This is a genomic window from Halegenticoccus soli, assembly GCF_002844195.1.
Taxonomy (GTDB): Archaea; Halobacteriota; Halobacteria; order Halobacteriales; family Haloferacaceae; genus Halegenticoccus; species Halegenticoccus soli.
On the sequence record NZ_PEND01000006.1, the window covers coordinates 20,084 to 38,174 of the forward strand.

Annotated in this window: 13 protein-coding genes; 7 read left to right on the plus strand and 6 right to left on the minus strand. The window is 70.8% G+C overall.

Going from position 1 to position 18,091, the window contains the following annotated elements; translation table 11 throughout:
* The first annotated feature begins 130 nt into the window (after nt 1–130).
* Nucleotides 131–1,069: a DMT family transporter gene (locus tag CNO20_RS16345; RefSeq protein WP_101297197.1), complete on the plus strand. Its 939-nt coding sequence runs from the start codon at nt 131–133 to the stop codon at nt 1,067–1,069.
* A 29-nt stretch (nt 1,070–1,098) separates the two neighbouring features.
* Here CNO20_RS16345 and CNO20_RS16350 read toward each other — a convergent pair whose 3' ends face one another.
* Both CNO20_RS16350 and CNO20_RS16355 read right to left on the minus strand, forming a co-directional pair.
* A complete protein-coding gene (locus tag CNO20_RS16350) occupies nt 1,099–1,512 on the minus strand; it encodes a VOC family protein (protein WP_101297198.1) in 414 nt (137 codons plus the stop codon).
* Between the two features lie 432 nt (nt 1,513–1,944).
* Nucleotides 1,945–2,433: an SRPBCC family protein gene (locus CNO20_RS16355; RefSeq protein ID WP_101297199.1), complete on the minus strand. Its 489-nt coding sequence runs from the start codon at nt 2,431–2,433 to the stop codon at nt 1,945–1,947.
* An 80-nt stretch (nt 2,434–2,513) separates the two neighbouring features.
* On the opposite strand from CNO20_RS16355, the gene CNO20_RS16360 reads away from it, so the two are divergent.
* Nucleotides 2,514–2,762, plus strand: coding sequence for a hypothetical protein (locus tag CNO20_RS16360; RefSeq protein ID WP_101297200.1), 249 nt, complete (start codon nt 2,514–2,516; stop codon nt 2,760–2,762).
* Here CNO20_RS16360 and CNO20_RS16365 read toward each other — a convergent pair.
* Both CNO20_RS16365 and CNO20_RS16370 read right to left on the minus strand, forming a co-directional pair.
* Nucleotides 2,759–3,739, minus strand: a complete 981-nt coding sequence (locus CNO20_RS16365; RefSeq protein WP_101297201.1) for an NAD-dependent epimerase/dehydratase family protein — start codon at nt 3,737–3,739, stop codon at nt 2,759–2,761. The genes CNO20_RS16360 and CNO20_RS16365 overlap by 4 nt on opposite strands.
* A gap of 160 nt (nt 3,740–3,899) precedes the next feature.
* Nucleotides 3,900–8,438 (minus strand): DUF7997 domain-containing protein, encoded by a 4,539-nt coding sequence (locus CNO20_RS16370; protein WP_101297202.1) that lies wholly within the window; start codon nt 8,436–8,438, stop codon nt 3,900–3,902.
* Between the two features lie 233 nt (nt 8,439–8,671).
* On the opposite strand from CNO20_RS16370, the gene malA reads away from it, so the two are divergent.
* A complete protein-coding gene (gene malA / locus CNO20_RS16375; protein ID WP_101297203.1) occupies nt 8,672–10,741 on the plus strand; it encodes an alpha-amylase MalA in 2,070 nt (689 codons plus the stop codon).
* Nucleotides 10,738–13,278 (plus strand): glucosylglycerol hydrolase, encoded by a 2,541-nt coding sequence (gene gghA, locus CNO20_RS16380; protein ID WP_101297204.1) that lies wholly within the window; start codon nt 10,738–10,740, stop codon nt 13,276–13,278. Before malA ends, gghA begins: the two co-directional genes overlap by 4 nt.
* A gap of 232 nt (nt 13,279–13,510) precedes the next feature.
* On the opposite strand, the gene CNO20_RS23450 is transcribed toward gghA, so the two are convergent.
* Both CNO20_RS23450 and CNO20_RS16385 read right to left on the minus strand, forming a co-directional pair.
* Entirely contained in the window at nt 13,511–13,666 is a 156-nt protein-coding gene (locus CNO20_RS23450) for a DUF7563 family protein (protein ID WP_199174893.1), read from the minus strand.
* A gap of 107 nt (nt 13,667–13,773) precedes the next feature.
* Nucleotides 13,774–16,098 carry a DEAD/DEAH box helicase gene (locus CNO20_RS16385; protein ID WP_101297205.1) on the minus strand — a complete coding sequence of 775 codons (2,325 nt, stop codon included), beginning with the start codon at nt 16,096–16,098 and terminating at the stop codon, nt 13,774–13,776.
* Nucleotides 16,099–16,205: 107 nt separating this feature from the next.
* Here CNO20_RS16385 and CNO20_RS16390 point away from each other — a divergent pair, with 107 nt between their 5' ends.
* From CNO20_RS16390 to CNO20_RS16400, 3 genes are all read left to right on the plus strand, one after another.
* Complete coding sequence (locus tag CNO20_RS16390) at nt 16,206–16,469, plus strand: hypothetical protein (RefSeq protein WP_101297206.1); 264 nt, start codon at nt 16,206–16,208, stop codon at nt 16,467–16,469.
* A gap of 2 nt (nt 16,470–16,471) precedes the next feature.
* Entirely contained in the window at nt 16,472–16,891 is a 420-nt protein-coding gene (locus CNO20_RS16395) for a GIY-YIG nuclease family protein (RefSeq protein ID WP_101297207.1), read from the plus strand.
* Between the two features lie 322 nt (nt 16,892–17,213).
* A complete protein-coding gene (locus tag CNO20_RS16400; RefSeq protein ID WP_101297208.1) occupies nt 17,214–18,002 on the plus strand; it encodes a helix-turn-helix transcriptional regulator in 789 nt (262 codons plus the stop codon).
* Nucleotides 18,003–18,091: the final 89 nt, after the last annotated feature.

An 18,091-nucleotide genomic window follows, 5' to 3' on the forward strand; every position in this document is an offset into this window, starting at 1 on the left:
CGGATCTCGACGATCACCAGTTCGACGAGCCCCGGCGGACCCCGACAGTCACCAGGCCGACGAGCTCCAGCGGATTTCGACGGTCACCGCTTCCACAACCTGTAAGCCCCCGCGCCGGCTCTGCTCGGCCGTGAGTTCAGCCGTCGACGCGCGGGTGTCGCCGCTGGCCGCGCTCGCCGTCGCCATCGTCGCGGTGAGCACGAGCGCTATCCTCGTCCGGTGGAGCGAGGCGCCGAGCCTGATCAAGGCGCTCTACCGCGTGCTCTTCACCACCGCGCTCGTCGCGCCAGTCGCGCTCGCCCGTCACCGGGGGGACTTCCGCCGCCTCGGCGGGCGGGATCTCGCCGTCGCGTCGGCCGCGGGCGTCGCGCTCGCGCTCCACTTCGCCTCGTGGTTCGAGAGCCTGAACTGGACGACCGTCGCGGCCAGCGTGACGCTGGTCCAGTCGCAGCCGCTCTTCGTCGCCCTCGGCGCGTGGGCGCTCCTCGACGAGCGAGTCACCCGCCGAACCGTCCTCGGCATCCTCGTCGCCTTGGTCGGCATGGTCGCGATGTCGCTCGGCGACTTCCTCTCGGGCGTCGCGCTCGAAGCCGCCCGGCCGCTCTACGGCAACGGCCTCGCGGTCGTCGGCGCGGTCATGGCCGCCGCGTACGTGCTCGCCGGGCGCTCCCTCCGGCAGCGGATCGCCCTCCTCCCGTACGTGACGGTCGTATACGGCGTCTGCACGCTCGCGCTTTTCGGCCTCTCGATCGCTCGCGGGCACGCGCTGGTCGGCTACCCCGCCCGCGAGTGGCTGCTCTTTTTCGCCATGGCCGTCGGACCGGGGCTCTTCGGCCACACGGTCATCAACTGGGCGCTCGCGCACCTCGAATCCAGCGTCGTGAGCGTCTCGCTGCTCGGCGAACCCGTCGGCAGCACCCTGCTCGCGCTCGTCCTGCTCGGCGAGGTGCCGACGGCCGCGACGGTGATCGGCGGGGCGGTCGTCCTCGCGGGCATCTACGTCACCGCCTCGGCCCGCCGGATCGACGACCCCGCCGAGGGGGCCGACGAACTGCCCGGCGACGCCTGACGTTCGACGTAAACGCCTTTCGGCGCGGCTCAGTGCAGCTTGAGTTCGACCCGCCGCCCGTCGGGATCGCGGACGTAGGCGGCCCAGTCCCGTCCGTACGCGCCGTATCGCCGGTACGGCTCTCCGTCCTCCACCTCGACGCCGGCCCCTCTGAGGCCGTCCAGGAGGCGCTCTATCTCCTCTTCCGTCTCCGTCTCGCTCGACCGCAGGAGCAGACAGACGTGCTCGCCGTCCACGTCGATCGACTCCTCGTCCGTCGGGACGAGGTGGAGGTGCCGACCGCCGGCGACAACGGCGACGTAGGGGACCTCGCCGTTCTCGAAGCGCTCGCGGTCTCGGACCTCCATCCCGAGCAGGCCGTGGTAGAATTCGAGCGCGCGGTCGAGGTCGGTCACGCGGATCGCGACGTGGTCGACGTCGACCACACCGATGTCGAGGGTCATGTCCCCCGATTCGACCCCGGAGGGAAAAACCGTGGCGGCGGCCAAGAGGGCGCTGTTCGCGCTTGTACAACTGACGCGAGCGTGATTCAGTCGCGTGAGCTGCCGATACGGTTTCGAAAGCCCCCGGGCGCTCCGGTCGCGCGCCTCGCTGTGGTCCTCGACCTACGGCCTGCGGTCCTTGCTTCGGCGTGCTTCCCGGAGCCCCCGGCCTCTTTCAGTCCCTCCCCACGGCGGTTGGGCCGCCTGCAACCGCTTTATCCGAACACCGGCGGCCAGGGATATGTCCGCGTTCCTCCGCCTTCGGTTTCGTCCCTGGTCACTTCAGCGTCGCCCTTGGTCTCTCCGTCCTCCCTGCCCGTTCGATCGCTCTCGCCTCCGTTCGATTCCGGTCTCCGCCCGCCCCGTCCGAATCAACTTTACTCCGCTCTCGACTCAGCTCCGCCCCTCGAGCAACTCCTTCGTCCGCCGGTGTCGGTAGCGGAACATCGGCTCGAAGCCGACGCGGGCAAAGGGTCCCAGCGCCGCACCGCACCCCCCGAAGGGAAGCTCGTACTCGACCGCGTCGTCGACGATCGTCCCGCCGCCGTCGGCCGTGAACTCGTGGGTGTGGACCCACCGCCGGAACGGGCCGCCGACCATGTCGTCCTCGAAAACGGCCCGCCCGTCCTCCCGCCGACGCTCCGTGATGCGCGACACCCACCGCTGCCGCGGGCCGACGCCGAACGGCCGCAGCGACATCTTGACCTGCGACCCGGCTTCCAGCACGTCGGGGTCGTCCGTCCCGTCGGGCCCCCGGATCCGCTCTATCGAAAGCCCCATCCAGCCGGGCGTGAGCGCCTCCAGACCGGAAACCCGCGAGTGGAACTCCCAGACCGCTTCGAGCGGCGCGTCGACGCGCGTCCGACGGTGGTACGTGGGCATACCGCCGACTACGTGCCTCGCGGGCAAAAGATCACTGCGGATTTCGAAACGCGTTTGACACGTGGGAGCGAGCTCCCCGTATGGCCCCGCTCCCCCTGTTCGGCCCGATACCCGCCGGTCCGGAGCTCGTTATCGTCCTGATGGTGTTTCTCCTCCCGATCGCGGTCGGCATCTGGGTGTACTTCGACGCGAAACGCCACGAGATGCCCTACGCGCCCGCCTGGGCCCTGGGCGTCACCGCCCTGTTCATGGCGGGGTTCCTCCCCGGAATCCCTGCGTTCTTCGCCTACGTCTACGTCCGGGAGAAGCGGGCGAGGCGGCCCCGCTAGCCGGACGCCTCCGCCCCGACGCCGTCGACGAGAAACCCCTCCTCCTGCCACGCCTCGACGACCTGCTCCAACCCCTCCCGGTAGGTCGGGTACGCCGGCTCCCAGCCGACTTCCTCCCGAAACCGACGGTTCGTCGTCGTCGCCGACTTCGTGAACGCCCGAACGGTCTCGCGTCCGAGCACGGGGACGAGCAGCCAGCCGGGGAGCCGACGCGGCGACGGCGCGTCGAGCCGCTCGGCCAGCGAGCGCAGCAGCGCGGCGACGGCGACGGGTTCGTCGTCGACGACGTGCCACAGCCCCTCGACGCCGGCCTCCGCCGCGGCTACGAACGCCCGCGCGGCGTCGTCGACGTGGAGCACCGAGATCGCGGCGTCCCGACGGCCGAGCGGTCCGCCGCCCGGGATCGGGAGGCGTCCCTTGCGGAGGTTCTCGCCCGTCGTCCGCGTGTGCGCGGCGTCCGGCGCGTAGAACGTCCCGCACCGGAGGACGCCCACGTCGAACCCCTCACGGTCGCCGGCTCGTCCGGCGATGTACTCGGCGTCCAGGGCCGACTGGGTCACCCGTGTCGGATGGGGAACCGAATTCTCGTCGAACGCCGAGCCGTCCGGCTGGCGGGCCACCCACGTGATGCTCTGTTGCAGATACAGGCCGGCTCCGACCTCGGCCGCGGCGGCGGTCAGCGCCTCGGTCCCCTCGCGTCGGACGCGGTCGTTTCGCCGCCAGTCGGCCTCGCTCGGCCGGACGCCCGTCGGAATGGCCGTGGCCGCGTGGATCACCGCGTCCGCGCCCTCGGCTCCCCGGGCGAGCGACACGGGGTGGAACAGGTTCCCCCGGTGGGGCTCGCCCCCGCGGGCCTCGACGATCGCGTCCCCCTCCGCGCTCCGCGTCAGCCCCGTCACGGCGTGGCCGCGCTCGGCGAACCGGTCGACGAGCCGCCGACCGAGCACGCCGGTCGCGCCGGCGATGAACACGCGCATGCCCGACCGTTCGACTGGTCGTCCGGTAAACCTCGGCATCTTCAGGTCCGTCGGAACGTGGTCGCGCTGCACTGCGGTCCGGGATCGCTGTCGACGACTCGACGGCTCGACGATTCGACCGCCAGGAGTGCCGAGAGGCCCGGTCGACGGAACGACGCCCTCAGAGCGTGAACCGCTTGACCGTCGTCCCGGCGACCGTCAGGTCGGCGTCGGTCGCCGCCGCGACGACCACCTGATTCTCGCCGTGGCCGATGCCGAGTTTCGTCTCGAACCTCCCGCCTTCGGGTTCGACCAGCGTCGTCTCGGCGGGCGTTCGGACGGCGACGACGGCGCCGTCCGTCTCGCCGGACACCTCGAGCATGTCGCCCTCGAAGCGCGTGTCGACGCGGAGCGACGGCCCGTCGGGGCGGTCCGTTTCTATGTACCGTTCCCGGACGAAGGCGGGCGTCTCGATCGGCTCGCCGGCGTCGATCCCGTGGGCGAGGCGGACGTACTGCGCCATGCTCCACGCCAGCGGCGTCGCCGCCCCGGTCCCCCCGCCGAACTCCCAGCCGTACTCCGTCTCGTGCTCGCGGTCCCACACCTGCTCGGGGAGCATCCGGCCGCTGTTTGCGAACCCCTCCATGGTGCGCAGGAGGTTCTCCGGGGCGAGCGGCCCGTCGTCGGTCCCGGCGAGCAGTTCGTACTCCCCGCGCTCGCCGGTGAATATCGGCCACAGCCGACCCTTCCCGGCGGCTTCGATCGACCAGGGCGCTCCCTCGTCGTCGCGGCTGCGCTCGCCGTAGCCGTCGCCGTTGTAACGGTACCACGCCGGCCCGTGCGGCGTGTCCACGCGGATCGTGTCGTCCACCTCGGCGAGCGAGTTGCGGATCACCTCGTCGTTCCACGGCTTGATCCCCAGGCGCGTGAGTTCGAGGAAGCCCGCGTCGATGATCTCGCGCTCGTCGAGCGTCGGGCCGTTGTTGGCCAGCGTCCGGAGGTGGCCCGCCTCGGGGTCGCCGTCGCGCGTCACGCGGACGTAGTACGGCGTGTGGGTGTGCAGGTCCGTCCCCGTCTCCGTCGCGGTCCACGACTCGACGTTCTCCGTCCAGTCGTCCGCGAGCGCGAGCCAGACGAGCGCGTCCTCCTCGTGCCCCTCGTCGAGGGCGATGGCGGCCGCGCAGACGAGGCCGGCGATCTCGGCCGCGATCGAGGACGGCGAGTAGCCGGCCTCCTCCTCCCACCGCTCCTGCGCGGTCGGCGGGCCGTTCCGCGCCACGTAGTCGGCGGAGCGCTTGACGTTGACGTAGTCGTAGGGGGCGTCCTCGAAGCCGACACCGCGCCGTCTGAGCGCGTAAGCCATCACCTGCGGGAAGGAGATGTTGTCCATCTGCTCGCCGCCCCAGCGCGTCCGACCGTTGAGGTAGGTGTTCTGCGGAATGAACCCCTGCTCGTCCTGCTGGTACTCGTAGATGTACGCGAGCGCGTCCGCCGCGGTCTTCAGGTCCCCGACCGCCTCGAACACCGTGAACACCTGGTAGAGGTCGCGGGCCCAGACGAAGTTGTAGCCGTATCCCTTCGACTCCTCGGCGGTGACTGCCTCACCCCACGGCACCGAGGGGCTGGCGATGCCCGCCCCGAGGAACGTCTTGTCCTCGACCGCCCGCAGGCCCATCAGCGACGCCTTGTACTGGTTTTCGAGCTCCGGGTCGCCCCGCACGCTCTCGGGGAGCGGCTTGTCCCCCAGGAAGTCCGCCCAGGAGTCGACGTACGCCTCGCGGACGGTCTCGTAGCCGCGCGTGAGCGCGCCGACCGCCTCGCCGAGCGCCGCCGCCGTGTCGGCCTGCTCGGCGAACCCGAGCGCGAGCGTCTCGTCGATCTCCGCGCCGACGTCGCCGACGCGGCCGACGAGGACGACGTTCTCGTCGTCGATTCGGTCCCACGCGTCCGGCGGTTCGCCGTCGGTGAAGAGCCTGCTCAGGTGCTCCGACCCGGCGACGCCGACGGTCGCCCAGTCGAACCGGTTCGCGGCCGTGAGCGCGACGGCGACGCTGTACTCCTCGCCGTTCTCGTCGATGAGCAGCGGCTCGCTGGCCTCGCCGGTGTCGTACGCGCCAGAGTCCCGGGCGACGAGGTGGTGCCCGCCGGCCCGGCCGAGGCGGAGGCCGCGGTCCTCGTTGCCGGTGTTCGTCAGCGCCGCGTCGGCGATCGCGTACACCTCGTACTCGTTGTCGTCGTCGGCCTCGAAGCGCATCTCCGACAGCAGCGCGTCGTGGGCGGGGTCGACCGCGTACTCGACGGTGAGCGTCCACCGGTGTCCGCGGCCGTCGCCCGACTCCGAGATGGTGTGCCGGAACACGAGCGCGTCGTTCTCGACGATCTCCGCCCGGCGCTCGATCGTGTCGGCCGCGTCGTCGAGCCGCGTCTCGTTGTGCGTCCGGGCCGTGTACGTCGAATCGGGGTCGGCGTCGACGACCAGGAAGTCCAGCGTCCGGAGGTTCATCAGGTCGACCCTGGGGAACCGAACCTCCGTCAGCGCGCCCTCGGTCAGCGTGAACCACACCCGGGACGGGTCGGCCGACCCGTGATCGGCGACGGTGCCGACGCCGTACTTCTCGCCGGTCGTCCACCGCGGCCGGTCGCCCGGACCGGACGGGGCGGGCTTGGCCGCCGGGAGCGCGTCGTGCTCCCGCAGGAACGCGGTCGTGTGCAGCCGGAGCGCGTGCGACCAGCCCAGCGGGGTCGCGCTGTCGGGCGTGCCGTCGTCGAACATCTGCTCGACGAGGTAGCCGACGTCCGTACAGAGCGGCCCGCTCGGATCGAGCAGCTCGTACAGCTCGGCCGCGCGGTCGAGGAGCGCCTCGCCGTCGCGGCCGTACCCTCCGAGGAGGACCCCGAGCTTCGCGGCGGCGTTCGCGCCCCACGCGGTCGAAACCGACCAGATCTTCTCCGGCACCTGCTCGCCCGTGCGCCAGAAGTCGTCCTCGAAGCGGACGAGCCCGGCGACGGGGGTGTCGTCGGGGTCGCGGTAGAGCCCGTCGAGCGTCTCCTCGACGTGCGATTCGAGCCTGTCGAGGTCCGCCTCGGTCAGGTCTTCGAGCGCCTCGTACTCGGCGAAGGCGTCGACGAGCGCGAACGTGCTCGAATCGAGCCGCGCGTCGGGCTCGCCGCCGTCGAGCCGCAGGACGTAGTGCCCCTCCGCCTCGTCCCACAGTTCGTCGAGGCCCCCGAGGACCGCCCGCGCCTGCTCGGCCGCGTGCTCGCGGAGGCCGTCGTCCACCGGCGCCCGCGCGACGGCGGCGTACGCCTCGAGGAAGGTGGCGGCCGTGTGCGTGAAGCGCCCGCTCATGTTCTCCCAGGCGTTCTGACAGCGGATCGGCAGCCCGTCGTCCCCGACGGTCTCGTCGAGCCCGTCGACCGCGCGGCGGAGGGTCTTTCGGATTCGGCCGGCCAGATCGTGCGGGAGTTCGCCCCGCCGCAGCCGGAGCAGCGTCGCGAGGAACGCGGCGACGCTCGCGGTCTGGTCCGCCTGGTACTCCGCGCTGGCGGCGCCCTCCACCCGGGCGTTGGCCCACCCGGGAGCGACGGTCCCGTCGACCGCCCAGACGCGGTGCGGCCAGGTGCCGTCCGGCCGCTGCGTGTCGCAGTAAAAGCGCGCACTCGTCTCCAGCCGATCGCCCAGACCGAGGTCGAGCAGGTCGTCCGCGTCGAGCAGGTGCGCCGAGATCTCGGCGTCGTCGCGGAACCACGTGTACCCGTAGCCGCCCGAGTGCGAGTAGAACGGGTCGAACTCCGGACCGGCGATCCGGGCGCCCGTCGGCGCCGTCAGGAGCGAGAGCACCCGCAGGTCCTCGCGCACGACGCGCGCCCGCGGCGCGTTCTCGGGGACGGTCACCTCCGCCCTGGCGCGCCCCGCCTCGCGGAGATCCTCCGCGCTGGCATGCCGGAGCGCGCAGTGGCGCAGATCCGAGAGCGCCTCCTCGCGGGTCATCTCGCCGTGGTTCGAAAGCTGCGTGACGAGCGTCGTCCTCGCGGCCCGCCCCTCGCGTTCGAGCGGCGCGCTCACGACGATGTCGCCGCTCAGGTGGGTGTCCTCGTAGCGTTCGAGGACGGCCTCGCGGGGGAACTCGAACGCCTCCTCGGAGAGGATCTCGTCGAAGCGCTCGGGGATCTGCCCCCGGACGTCGTCGAGGCCCGTCGAGGCGGTGACGTAGTCGTGCTCGGTCCGGTGGAAGACTTCGACGGCTTTCGTCCCGTTCGGCCCCGCCTCCTCGTGGATGAGTCGGCCGACCCGGGTCTCGCGCCCCTCGGGCGCGAACGTGATGAAGGCGGTCAGGTGCGCGTCCGTCGGCACCGCCCCGCGGAGTTCGACGTGCGTGACGTGCGCCCGCCCCAGCGTCAGGTCGTACTGGTGGACGGTGAACGCCCCGGCGTCGTACTCCGTTTCGACGACGTTCGTCTCCCGGTAGTAGTGCTGCCGCACCGGGTGTAGTTCGTCGAACCAGTAGGTCTGCTCCGGCGTCTCGATGCCGAAGCGCGAGCGGTCGATGCCGTACAGCCCCGACAGCGACGAGGAGTAATCGCGGAGGAACCCGCCGGGATCGACGTAGACGAGCCGATCGCCGTGCCCGGAGAACGCGCCGGCCGCCGTCGGGAACTCCTCCGGGAACGGCGACCCGCGGTTTCGCTTGTAGTCGTTCAGGGCGGTTCGGAGTCGCATGGAAACACAGCCGTCGCCCACTACATAAGTATTGCCGGAATCCGCAAAATAGGACGAACCGCGGTTTACGGCGCTCTCGCCGCCTCTACACCGGTTATTTTTCGTTCGATTGATGGATCCGGAACTCGGGATTCACCTCTACTATTTAAATTTTTCTTATCGATGTACTACACCTGTTCACAATACTTCGCCGAGGAGTAAAGACAAAGTAGCGGTGAGCGCAGCATCTCGGTATGCATCACCCTGGTCCGCCGAGGTTCGTCGCCGCGGGCGACTCCGTCGAACTCGCCCCGCGGGACCCCGATCCGGAGGCGACGTACACGTGGCAAGTCAAGAGCGCGCCCGCGTCGAGCAGAGCCTCCCTAGGCACCGACGCCGTCGAGCACTTCGTCCCGGACGAACCGGGCAGGTACGCGGTCGAACTCGACGCCCCTGACGGGATTCACGAGCTCACGATCCGGGCGTTCCCCGGCGACCTCCGACCGGTCGACGCGCCCGCGGAAGGCGCGAGTGGCGTCAGCGGACGCAGCGGATTCAGCGGCGCGAGCGGCGTTAGCGGCGTCAGCGGGATGGCCGGCGCGAGCGGCTCCGGAAGCGGAGCGCGCGGGGGCGACTCCGGTGGCGGAGGCGGTCGCCCGCGGATCCAGCTTCGGGCGCGCGTCGAGGGCGACGCCGTCGTCGTCGAGGCCGACCCGCGGCCCAACCCCAACAGCGACGCGGACCCCGCGGACCTCGGCGTCGAGTTCCTCCTCGACGACCGCGACGACGTGAGCGAGGGCGACGTCGAGATCGGCGACCGGACCGTCCGAATCCCCCTGTCGAAACTCTCCGATCGGGTTCGCGTCCACGCCGTCGCGATCGACGACTCCTACAGCGTCCCGGACTCGATCTCGATCGAGCGCGACCCGAACTCCGGCGACCTCGTCTCCGACGGCGGTGTCGAGGCCGGTACCGTCGAGGATGGCGGTGTCGGGGGCGACGGAATCGCGGACGGCGGAGTCGACCTCGATTCCGCCGCGTCGAACCCGAGCGAGGGCGTCGAGGTCGTCCGCCTCAACGACCCGCCGGAGTGGTCGAAGTCCGTCACGCTCTACGAGATCTACGTCCGCGGGTTCGCCGCGGACGACGAGGAGGCCGAAACCACCTTCGAGGCGCTCGAAAAGCGGCTCGACTACCTCGCCGACCTCGGCGTCGACTGCCTGTGGCTCACGCCGGTGCTGCAGAACGACCACGCGCCGCACGGCTACAACATCACGGACTTCTTCAGCGTCGCCGCCGACCTCGGCACCCGCGAGGACTACGAGTCGTTCGTCGAGGCGGCGCACGACCGCGGGATGAAGGTCCTGTTCGACCTCGTGCTCAACCACTCTGCGCGCGAGCACCCGTTCTTCCGGGACGCCTACGGGAACCCCGACTCGGAGTACTACGACTGGTACGAGTGGCAGGAGAACGGCGAGCCCGGCACCTACTTCGACTGGGAGTACATCGCGAACTTCAACTTCGACAACCTGGAGGTCCGCCGCCACCTGCTCGACGCGGTCGACGCGTGGTTCGAGCTGGTCGACGGGTTCCGCTGCGACATGGCCTGGGCCGTCCCGCAGCCGTTCTGGCGCGAGCTCCGCGACCGCGTGAAGGAGCGCGACCGGGACTTCCTCCTCCTGGACGAGACCATCCCGTACATCGCGGACTTCCACGACGGGATGTTCGACGTGCACTTCGACACGACCCTCTACTTCACGCTCCGGCAGGTCGGCAGCGGGCACGAGCCGGCCGAGGCGATCCTCGACGCGATCGAACAGCGGACGGAGGTCGGCTTCCCCGACCACGCGTCGTTCATGCTCTACCAGGAGAACCACGACGAGACGCGCTACGTCGGCGAGTGCGGCGAGCCGGCGGCGTTCGCCTCCGCGGGCGCGCTGTTTACGCTCCCCGGCGTCCCCATGCTGTACGGCGGCCAGGAGCTCGGCCAGCTCGGTCGCCGCGACCCCCTCGCGTGGGAGCACGCCAACGAGGAGCTCCGCGACCACTACGAGTCGCTCATCGAGACGCGGAACGAGGTCCCCGCGCTCCGGTTCGCGGGCGACTTCCGCCGCGTCGACTACGAGAGCGACTCCGACGAGGCCGTCGCGTTCGCCAGGATCGACGGCGACGAGGGGTACGTCGTCGCGCTGCACTTCGGCGAGGGGGCGGCGACCGTCTCGGTCGATCCCGACGTCGGGGAGACGGACGTCGTCTCCGGCGAGTCCGTCGTCGAAAGCGGTGCGCTGCGGGTCGACGACGTCGCGGTGGTACCGATCCGATGAGCGCGGAGGAGACGCACACGGCCCCTCGGCTGCTCGACGGGGCGACGGCCGATCTGCTCGCGTGGCACGGCGACGTCCTCTCGCGCCACGAGTCGGCGTTCGAGGCCGCGAAGGAGCTCTCGACGCGGCTCGGTGCGCACCGCGTCGACGGACGGGGGAACGAGGGCGGAACGGGGGGCGATGCGCCCGGCTCCGCGGCAGGCGGGGGCGGGAGGACCGACTCTGCGGTCGAGGGAGATGGGTCGACCGGCTCCGCGGTCGAGGGGGACGGGGCGTCGACGGCCGTCGCGCGGGTCGGATTCTGGACGCCCGAACTGCTCGACGCCGACGTGCCGCCGGAGAACGTCTTTCTCGAAGTGCTGACGCCGACGGAGGACGTCGATCTCTCGGCCGACGAGCGGACGGTGACGTTCCGCCGCGATCGGGTCCCGCTGCGCCGCAAGGGCGAGTACCACTGGGGCGTCGTCGAGGGGATGCGCCCCGGGACGAAGGAGCGCCTCGGTTCGCTCTACCAACTCGTCTACGAGGCGGACGGCGAGTGGCGCTCGGTGACCGATCCGCTCGCGTACTCGGTCCCGTTCGGCGCGTTCGCGCCCGCCGAGTTCTACGACCTGGACCGGCTTGACCGCGAGCGACCGGACCGGGAGTACTTCGAGTCGCTCGGAACCGCCGACGAGCGGGTGTCGACCACCGAAGACGACGATCTCCCCCGGGTCGACCCTGCTGTGAGTATGCTCGAAATCCACCCCGGGACCGCGACCGAGTCGGGGACGCTCGCCGGCCTCGCCCGACGCTACGAGGAGATCGGACGCAAGGTGCGCGGGGGGGAGGATCTGACCCCCGCCGAGCGAAACTTCGTCGGCTACGACGCGATCCAGCTGATGCCCGTCGAGCCGATCACCGAAAACGAGAATCACCCGGGGTACTGGCGGCCGCAGGAGACCGACCCCGACGCGGACGAACTGGAGGTCGCGGTCTCGCGGCCGGACGCGATCAACTGGGGGTACGACATCGTCGTCTCCGCCTTCTCGGCGACGAATCCGGCGGTCCTGGAGACGGGTCGGCCGGACGAACTCGTCGAGTTCATCGCGGCCTGCCACAACCACCCGGAGCCGATCCGCGTCGTCTTCGACGTCGCGCTCGGCCACGCCGACGACGGCGCGCTCGAACTGCTCAACGACTACTACTTCGAGGGGCCGGGCATGTACGGGCAGCACCTGAACTACCGCCACCCGACCGTCAGGGCGATCCTCCTGGAGATGCAGCGCCGGAAGATGGACTTCGGCGCGGATGGCATCCGCGTCGACGGCGCGCAGGACTTCACCTACTGGGACGCCGAACGGGAGGAGAACGTCCACGACGACGCGTTCCTCGCGGAGATGGACGCGGTCGTCCAGGAGGTCGCTGGAACGCGGTACCGCCCGTGGATGATCTACGAGGACGGCCGCCCGTGGCCCCGCGAGGACTGGGAGCTCGCGTCGACGTACCGCGCGCTCATCGAACAGCACCCCCACTCATTCCAGTGGAGTCCGATCACGTTCGCGCACAACACGCCGGCCCTGCTCACGTTCTGGGCGACGAAGTGGTGGCGCGTCCGCGAGGTGGCCGACTTCGGCGGCCACTGGCTCACCGGCGTGGCGAACCACGACACGATCCGCCGCGGGACGCAGATCGACCCGACGGTCGAGTTCAACCAGTCGCCGGTGAACCCGTACCTGGGCGAGACGCTGCCCGACACGCTGGACGCGGCGTACAACAATCCGGCGGCGAGCGCGCTGTTTTACTGCGCGCTGCCCGGCGTGCCGATGGACTTCGTCCACGCGAACATGCGCGCGCCGTGGGGCTTCGTCCGCGACACGGACGCGATCTGGAACGTGAAAGTGGTCTCCGAGGAGTCGAACTTCGTCGACTGGCAGGTGCGCCCGGAGGCGTTCCAGCGCCCGGAGCACTTCCGCCGCCTGAAGGACCTCGGCTTCGAGAACCGCGAGGAGGTGCGGACGTTCATCCGCGCGCTGTCGGCTTCGGTCGACGCGACGGACTACGACCTCGACGCGACGGCCGCGATGCTCTCCGCGCTCGACTCGCCGCTCGGGTCGGCGCTTTCGCCCGACGACCTGGAGGCGTTCGGGTACGCGTGGATGCGCGACGTGCACGACTTCGCCAACCTCGCCCACTGGACGGACGCGCAGGACGACGACCGCACCGCGTTCGACCTGTCGGTCCGCCGGTTCCGCCACGACCGCGAGTGGCTCCGCGACGACCTCCGGGAGGGCGACTTCTTCACCTACCGCCACCCGACGGAGGGGACGGTGCTGTACTACGGCCTCCGCGAGTCGCCGGACGGGGACGAGCAGGTGCTCTTCGCGGCCAACATGGAGGGCGTTCCAGTCGCCGTCTCGCCCGAGCTGCTCGACCTCGACGAGGCGTCGAGCGAGGGGTGGCGCGTCGCGCTCTCCTCGCCCGGCGTCGACGAGGCCGGGGGCGAACCGTTCTCGCTCGCGAACGGCGAGGCGGTCGTCTGGACGCGCGCGCGGTAGGCGGGATCGGGGACCGGCCTCCGCTCTCGGCGCTCCTTCACCTCTCCGCGGAAGCCGTGTATCGCGCGTCGGACACGACGCGCCCCGCGGGGGTCGCGTGCGTCACACGGCCGACGAAGTCGATCGGAAAGCCGTCGAGACCGAGACGGCGCGACCCCTCTGCGGTCGACGGCGGGAGAAATCCGCGAATCGCACCCCGACGGGCGAGACCTCTCGCCGGTCGCCGTCGAATTCAGAGGCGCTTCGAGCGCGCGTCGCGGACGGTCCCGCCGTCCCGAACCTTGTCCTCGCAGGCGGGGCACACGCGAACGTCCGCGTATCCGTCGGGCGCGAACACCCGGACGTACTTTTCCGTCACGAACGCGCCGCAGTTTAGACATTCCGGCATCGCAGTCTTATCGTGGCTATTACGCGACCTATATTTTTGGGCCGGAGCGACGGCGTCGGAGCCGTTCCGGTCGCGCGACGGTCGGGGAGTTGTCGGAAAGCCGACGGTCATCCGGCGAGCGCGTCGAGGAGCGTCACCGCCGGTTCCTTCGCCAGCGGCTCGTTCGCGTTGCCGCAGTGGGGCGACTGGACGCACGCGGGACAGCCGTCCTCGCAGGGGCACCCGTCGATCAGCCTGGCCGTTCGCGCCATCAGCTCCTCGACGATCTCGTAGCCGCCGCGCGCCAGCCCGACGCCGCCGGGGTACCCGTCGTAGACGAAGATCGTGCTCCGGCCGGTGTGCGGGTGGACCGGCGTCGAGAGCCCCCCGACGTCGGCTCGGTCGCACAGGAGCGACAGGGGAAACAGGGAGATCATCCCGTGTTCGGCGGCGTGGATGCCGCCGTTGAACCCCCGGTCGCCCGCCGCCCCGCGCATCTCGGTCTCGACGTCGCGCGGGACGGTGAAGTACAGCGCCTTCGTCCGCAGCGTCGTCTCCGGCAGGTCGAGCGACTCCCGGCCGATCGCCTCGCCGCGCCTCGGGTCGCGGCGCTCGAAGCCGGTGATGCGCGTCGTCACCGTCACGTCGGCGAACCGGACGGACGCGTCGGGCCGGGCGGACAGCGGCTTCTCCGCCAGCTCCGACTCGACCCGCACGTCCTTGTCGTGCAGAATCCGCGTGTAGTAGTCGGCCCACGTCGGCTGGAGTTCGGCCACGTCCCGATCGAGGTCGAGGGTCACGACCTCGTAGGACTGCCCCTGGTGGTGGTAGATCGCGCCGGGGTGGGCGTCCCGCAGGCCGTCGGAGAAGGACAGCGACGCGATCACCTCGTTGGACCGGCGGTCGAGGAGATCGATCTCGCGGCCGTCGATGGTCCGCAGGCTCATCTCGTGCTGGGGGCTTCCGCCGCCCGCGTGCGTCCAGCGGACGCCCTTCGCGGTGTCCCGCCGTTCCAGTCGACCCGCCGCTTCGAGGTCCGCGACGACCCCCGGGTAGCCGGCACCGAAGTGGCGCTCGTCGCCGGTCGACAGCCAGTTCTCGCTCGCGGCGCACGCGACGTGGTCCGGGAGCAGGTGGTCGTTTTCGGGATCCGAGACGGCTCGCTCCGGATCCCCGTCGAAGAAGTCGTCGGGGTTCCGCATCAGATACTGGTCGAGCTGGTCCTCGCCGCCGACGAGCACGACGAGCGCCGGATCGTCGCCCCGACCCGCTCGTCCGGCCCGCTGGAACGCGGACATGCGCGTTCCGGGGTAGCCGTCGAGGATCACGGCGTCGAGCCCGCCGACGTCGACGCCGAGTTCGAGGGCGCTCGTGCTCCAGACGCCGCGGACCGCTCCCGCGCGGAGGTCGGCTTCGATGTCCCGTCGCCGGCCGTGCCGGAGCGAGGCCTGGTACGCCCGGATCCGGCCGGCGAGGTCGCGTTCGCCCCGCTCGCGCAGCGCTTCCGCGCTCTCGGTCGCGTACCGCTCGGCGGTCTGTCTCGCGCGCGTGAACGCCAGCGTCTGACAGCCGCGCGAGACGAGGTCGACGAAGAGGTTCTTCGCCTCGACGTGGCTCGATCTCCTGCGCCCGCTTCCCGCCCGGTCGCCGTCCCGGTACTCCGGCGGGTTCCAGAACACCCAGTGGCGCGGTCCGGCCCCGCTCGCGTCCTCGTCGACGAGCGCGAACGACGATTCGGGCCGGCCGGTGATCCGCGCGGCGTGCTCCGCGGGGTTGCCGACGGTCGCGGAGCAGCAGACGAACTGGGGATCGGAGCCGAACCGCTCGCAGACCCGGGCGAGCCGGCGGAGCGTCAGCGCGACGTGGCTGCCGAAGACGCCACGGTAGTCGTGAATCTCGTCGATCACGACCGTTTCGAGTCCCGAAAAGAACCACTCCCAGAGGCGGTGGGCGTAGGGCAGGAGCGCGTAGTGGAGCATGTCCGGGTTCGACAGGAGCACCGTCGGCCGGCGGTCGCGCACCTCGCGCCTCTCCCGCTTCGACAGCCGGCCGGTGTACTGCGCGACGGAGACGCGGCTGCCGAAGCCGAGGCCGCGCGCCAGCCCCGAGAGCGTCTCCTCCTGGTCGGCGACGAGCGCGTTCTGCGGCGCGAGGTACAGCGTCCGTCCGCCGTGATCCATCGCACGCTCGAACGCGGGAACGGTGTACGCGAGGCTCTTTCCGCTCGCGGTTTCCGTCGCCAGCACCACGTTCTTCCCGCCGCGGAGGGCCGCGACGGCCTCCGCCTGGTGGCGGTAGAGCCGGTCGACGCCCTCGGCTTCGAGCGCCCGCGCCAGCCGCGGTTCGAGTTCCGCGTCCGCGAACGCGGGTTCGCGGGCGGGACGGCGGCGGTGGGCGACTACCTGTCCCTCGTAGGAGGGTCGTTCGCGGAGCCACTCGACGAGGTCGTCCACGGTACCGGTCGGACGCGATCGCGCCTAACGGTTGCGATCGCGCGCGAATCCGCCGCCGACTGCCGCCGCCAGAGCCCCTTTCGTCGACGAGCGCGTACTGTCGCCCGATGTCGGAGCCCGACGCCTTGCTCGTCCACGACGGCGACTGCCCGTTCCGCTCGGCGGCGACCGCGGTTCGGCACGGCCGCGGCGGCGGCATCGTCCCCTGGAAGGACGACGCCGCCCGGCGGTACTACGAGGACGAGGGGGACCTGATTCTCACCTGCACCGCCACGCCCCGATCGGACCTCCGGATCGAAGTCTGCAAGCACGAGGAGACGCTCGACCACCGGGCGGAGCACGACAGACCGCCGGGCACCGCAAAGCGGTAACGATGGCGGCTCCGAAGGGCACGTACACGCTGGTGTTCGAACTGCCCGAGCCGACCCGGATCACCGTCGGGGCGCTGGGGGAGTGTGCGTTTCCGGCCGGCGGGTACGCGTACACGGGCAGCGCGTTCGGCCCCGGCGGCCTCGATCGGGTCGACCGCCACCGGCGGATCGCAGCCGGCGAGCGCGACGTTCGACACTGGCACGTCGATTACGTTGCCGGCCACCCCGCGACGACGCTCAGAACCGCCGTCACGACGGTCGACGCGGACGTCGAGTGCGACGTCGCGGAGCGCCTCGGCTCCGGGCCGGTTGTCGGCTTCGGCGCGTCGGACTGTTCGTGTTCGTCCCACCTCGCGCACCGCGAATCGGTCCGCTCGCTGGAGCGCGCGGTGGACGACGCTCACCGGACCGCGAGCCGGTAGCGGCGCTCGGCGATGTAGAGCGAGTAGAGAGACGGGAAGCCCCCGGAGCGGCCCCGACGATCCGGGCAAGGTCGGCGAGGCCGCAGCGATCCGAGGGCTCTCCGCGTGGACCGGCCGATCCGGGCAGAGTCGGCCGGTCGAAACGAATTGCCGGTTTGTCAGAGGCACCCCGGCGTTCTGACGTATAGTCGCTTCTATCTTTACCTCACTCGTCGGGCTAGCCAGTCAGGTCTTGACAACGGATATTTAAAAATTTCTCCCCTTTATCAGTAAATGTGGCGCAACCGAAACTTTATCGTTTCCCTCTCAGCTACACTACCCGATGACACGACCGGATCCCGCCGAAGTCATGGCCGTCGTCGCGCGTCGGGGTCGCGTTCTCCGCGCGGCCGGACCCGACGGGGTTCGAAAGCGCGATCTGGTTGACGACCTGGACGTGTCCCGGTCGACGATCGACCGGGGGATCCGCGAACTGGAGGGGATCGGGCTCATCGAGCGGACTGACGGCAAGTACCGTCGAACCCTGTGCGGCAGGCTGGCCCTGGCGGAGTACGACGCCTTCGAGTCCCGCATCGACGGCCTCATCGAAGGCTCGTCGGTGCTCTCAAAACTCCCGCCGGACGCCGACTTCGACGCCGCCGTCCTCGACGGGGCCGAGATCGTCCGCGCGAAACGCCACTCCCCGCACGTCCCCGTCTCACGTCTCGGCGACGTCGTCTCCCGCGCGACGCACGTCCGGGCGATGGCCCCGGCGGTCATGCCCCAACAGGTCGAAACGTACCGGACGGGCATCGTCGAGCGGGGGCTGACGGCGGAGGTCGTCCTGTCGGACGCGGTGGTCGGCCGTCTCGTCGCCGCGTACCCCGACGCGCTGGAGGAGGCGCTCGAAACCGGTCGGCTCTCGCTGCGCCGGACGGAGGAGTCGATCCCGTACAGCCTCCTCGTCGCCGACACGCCCGACGGACGGGAGATCGGCGCGCTCGTCTACGGCGACAGCGGCGTGCGCGCGTTCGTCGGCAACGACGACCCCGCGGCCGTCGCCTGGGCGGAGGACTGCCTCGCCGAGCGCTGGGAGCGGGCCGAGCCGTTCCCCTCGCCGCTCGCCGACTGACCGCGCGGCCGCCCGTCGCCGGCGTCCGCGTGGACCCCCGATGGACGATCGGGCGGTGGCGACGGTCCGGGATCGACGCCGACGCTCCG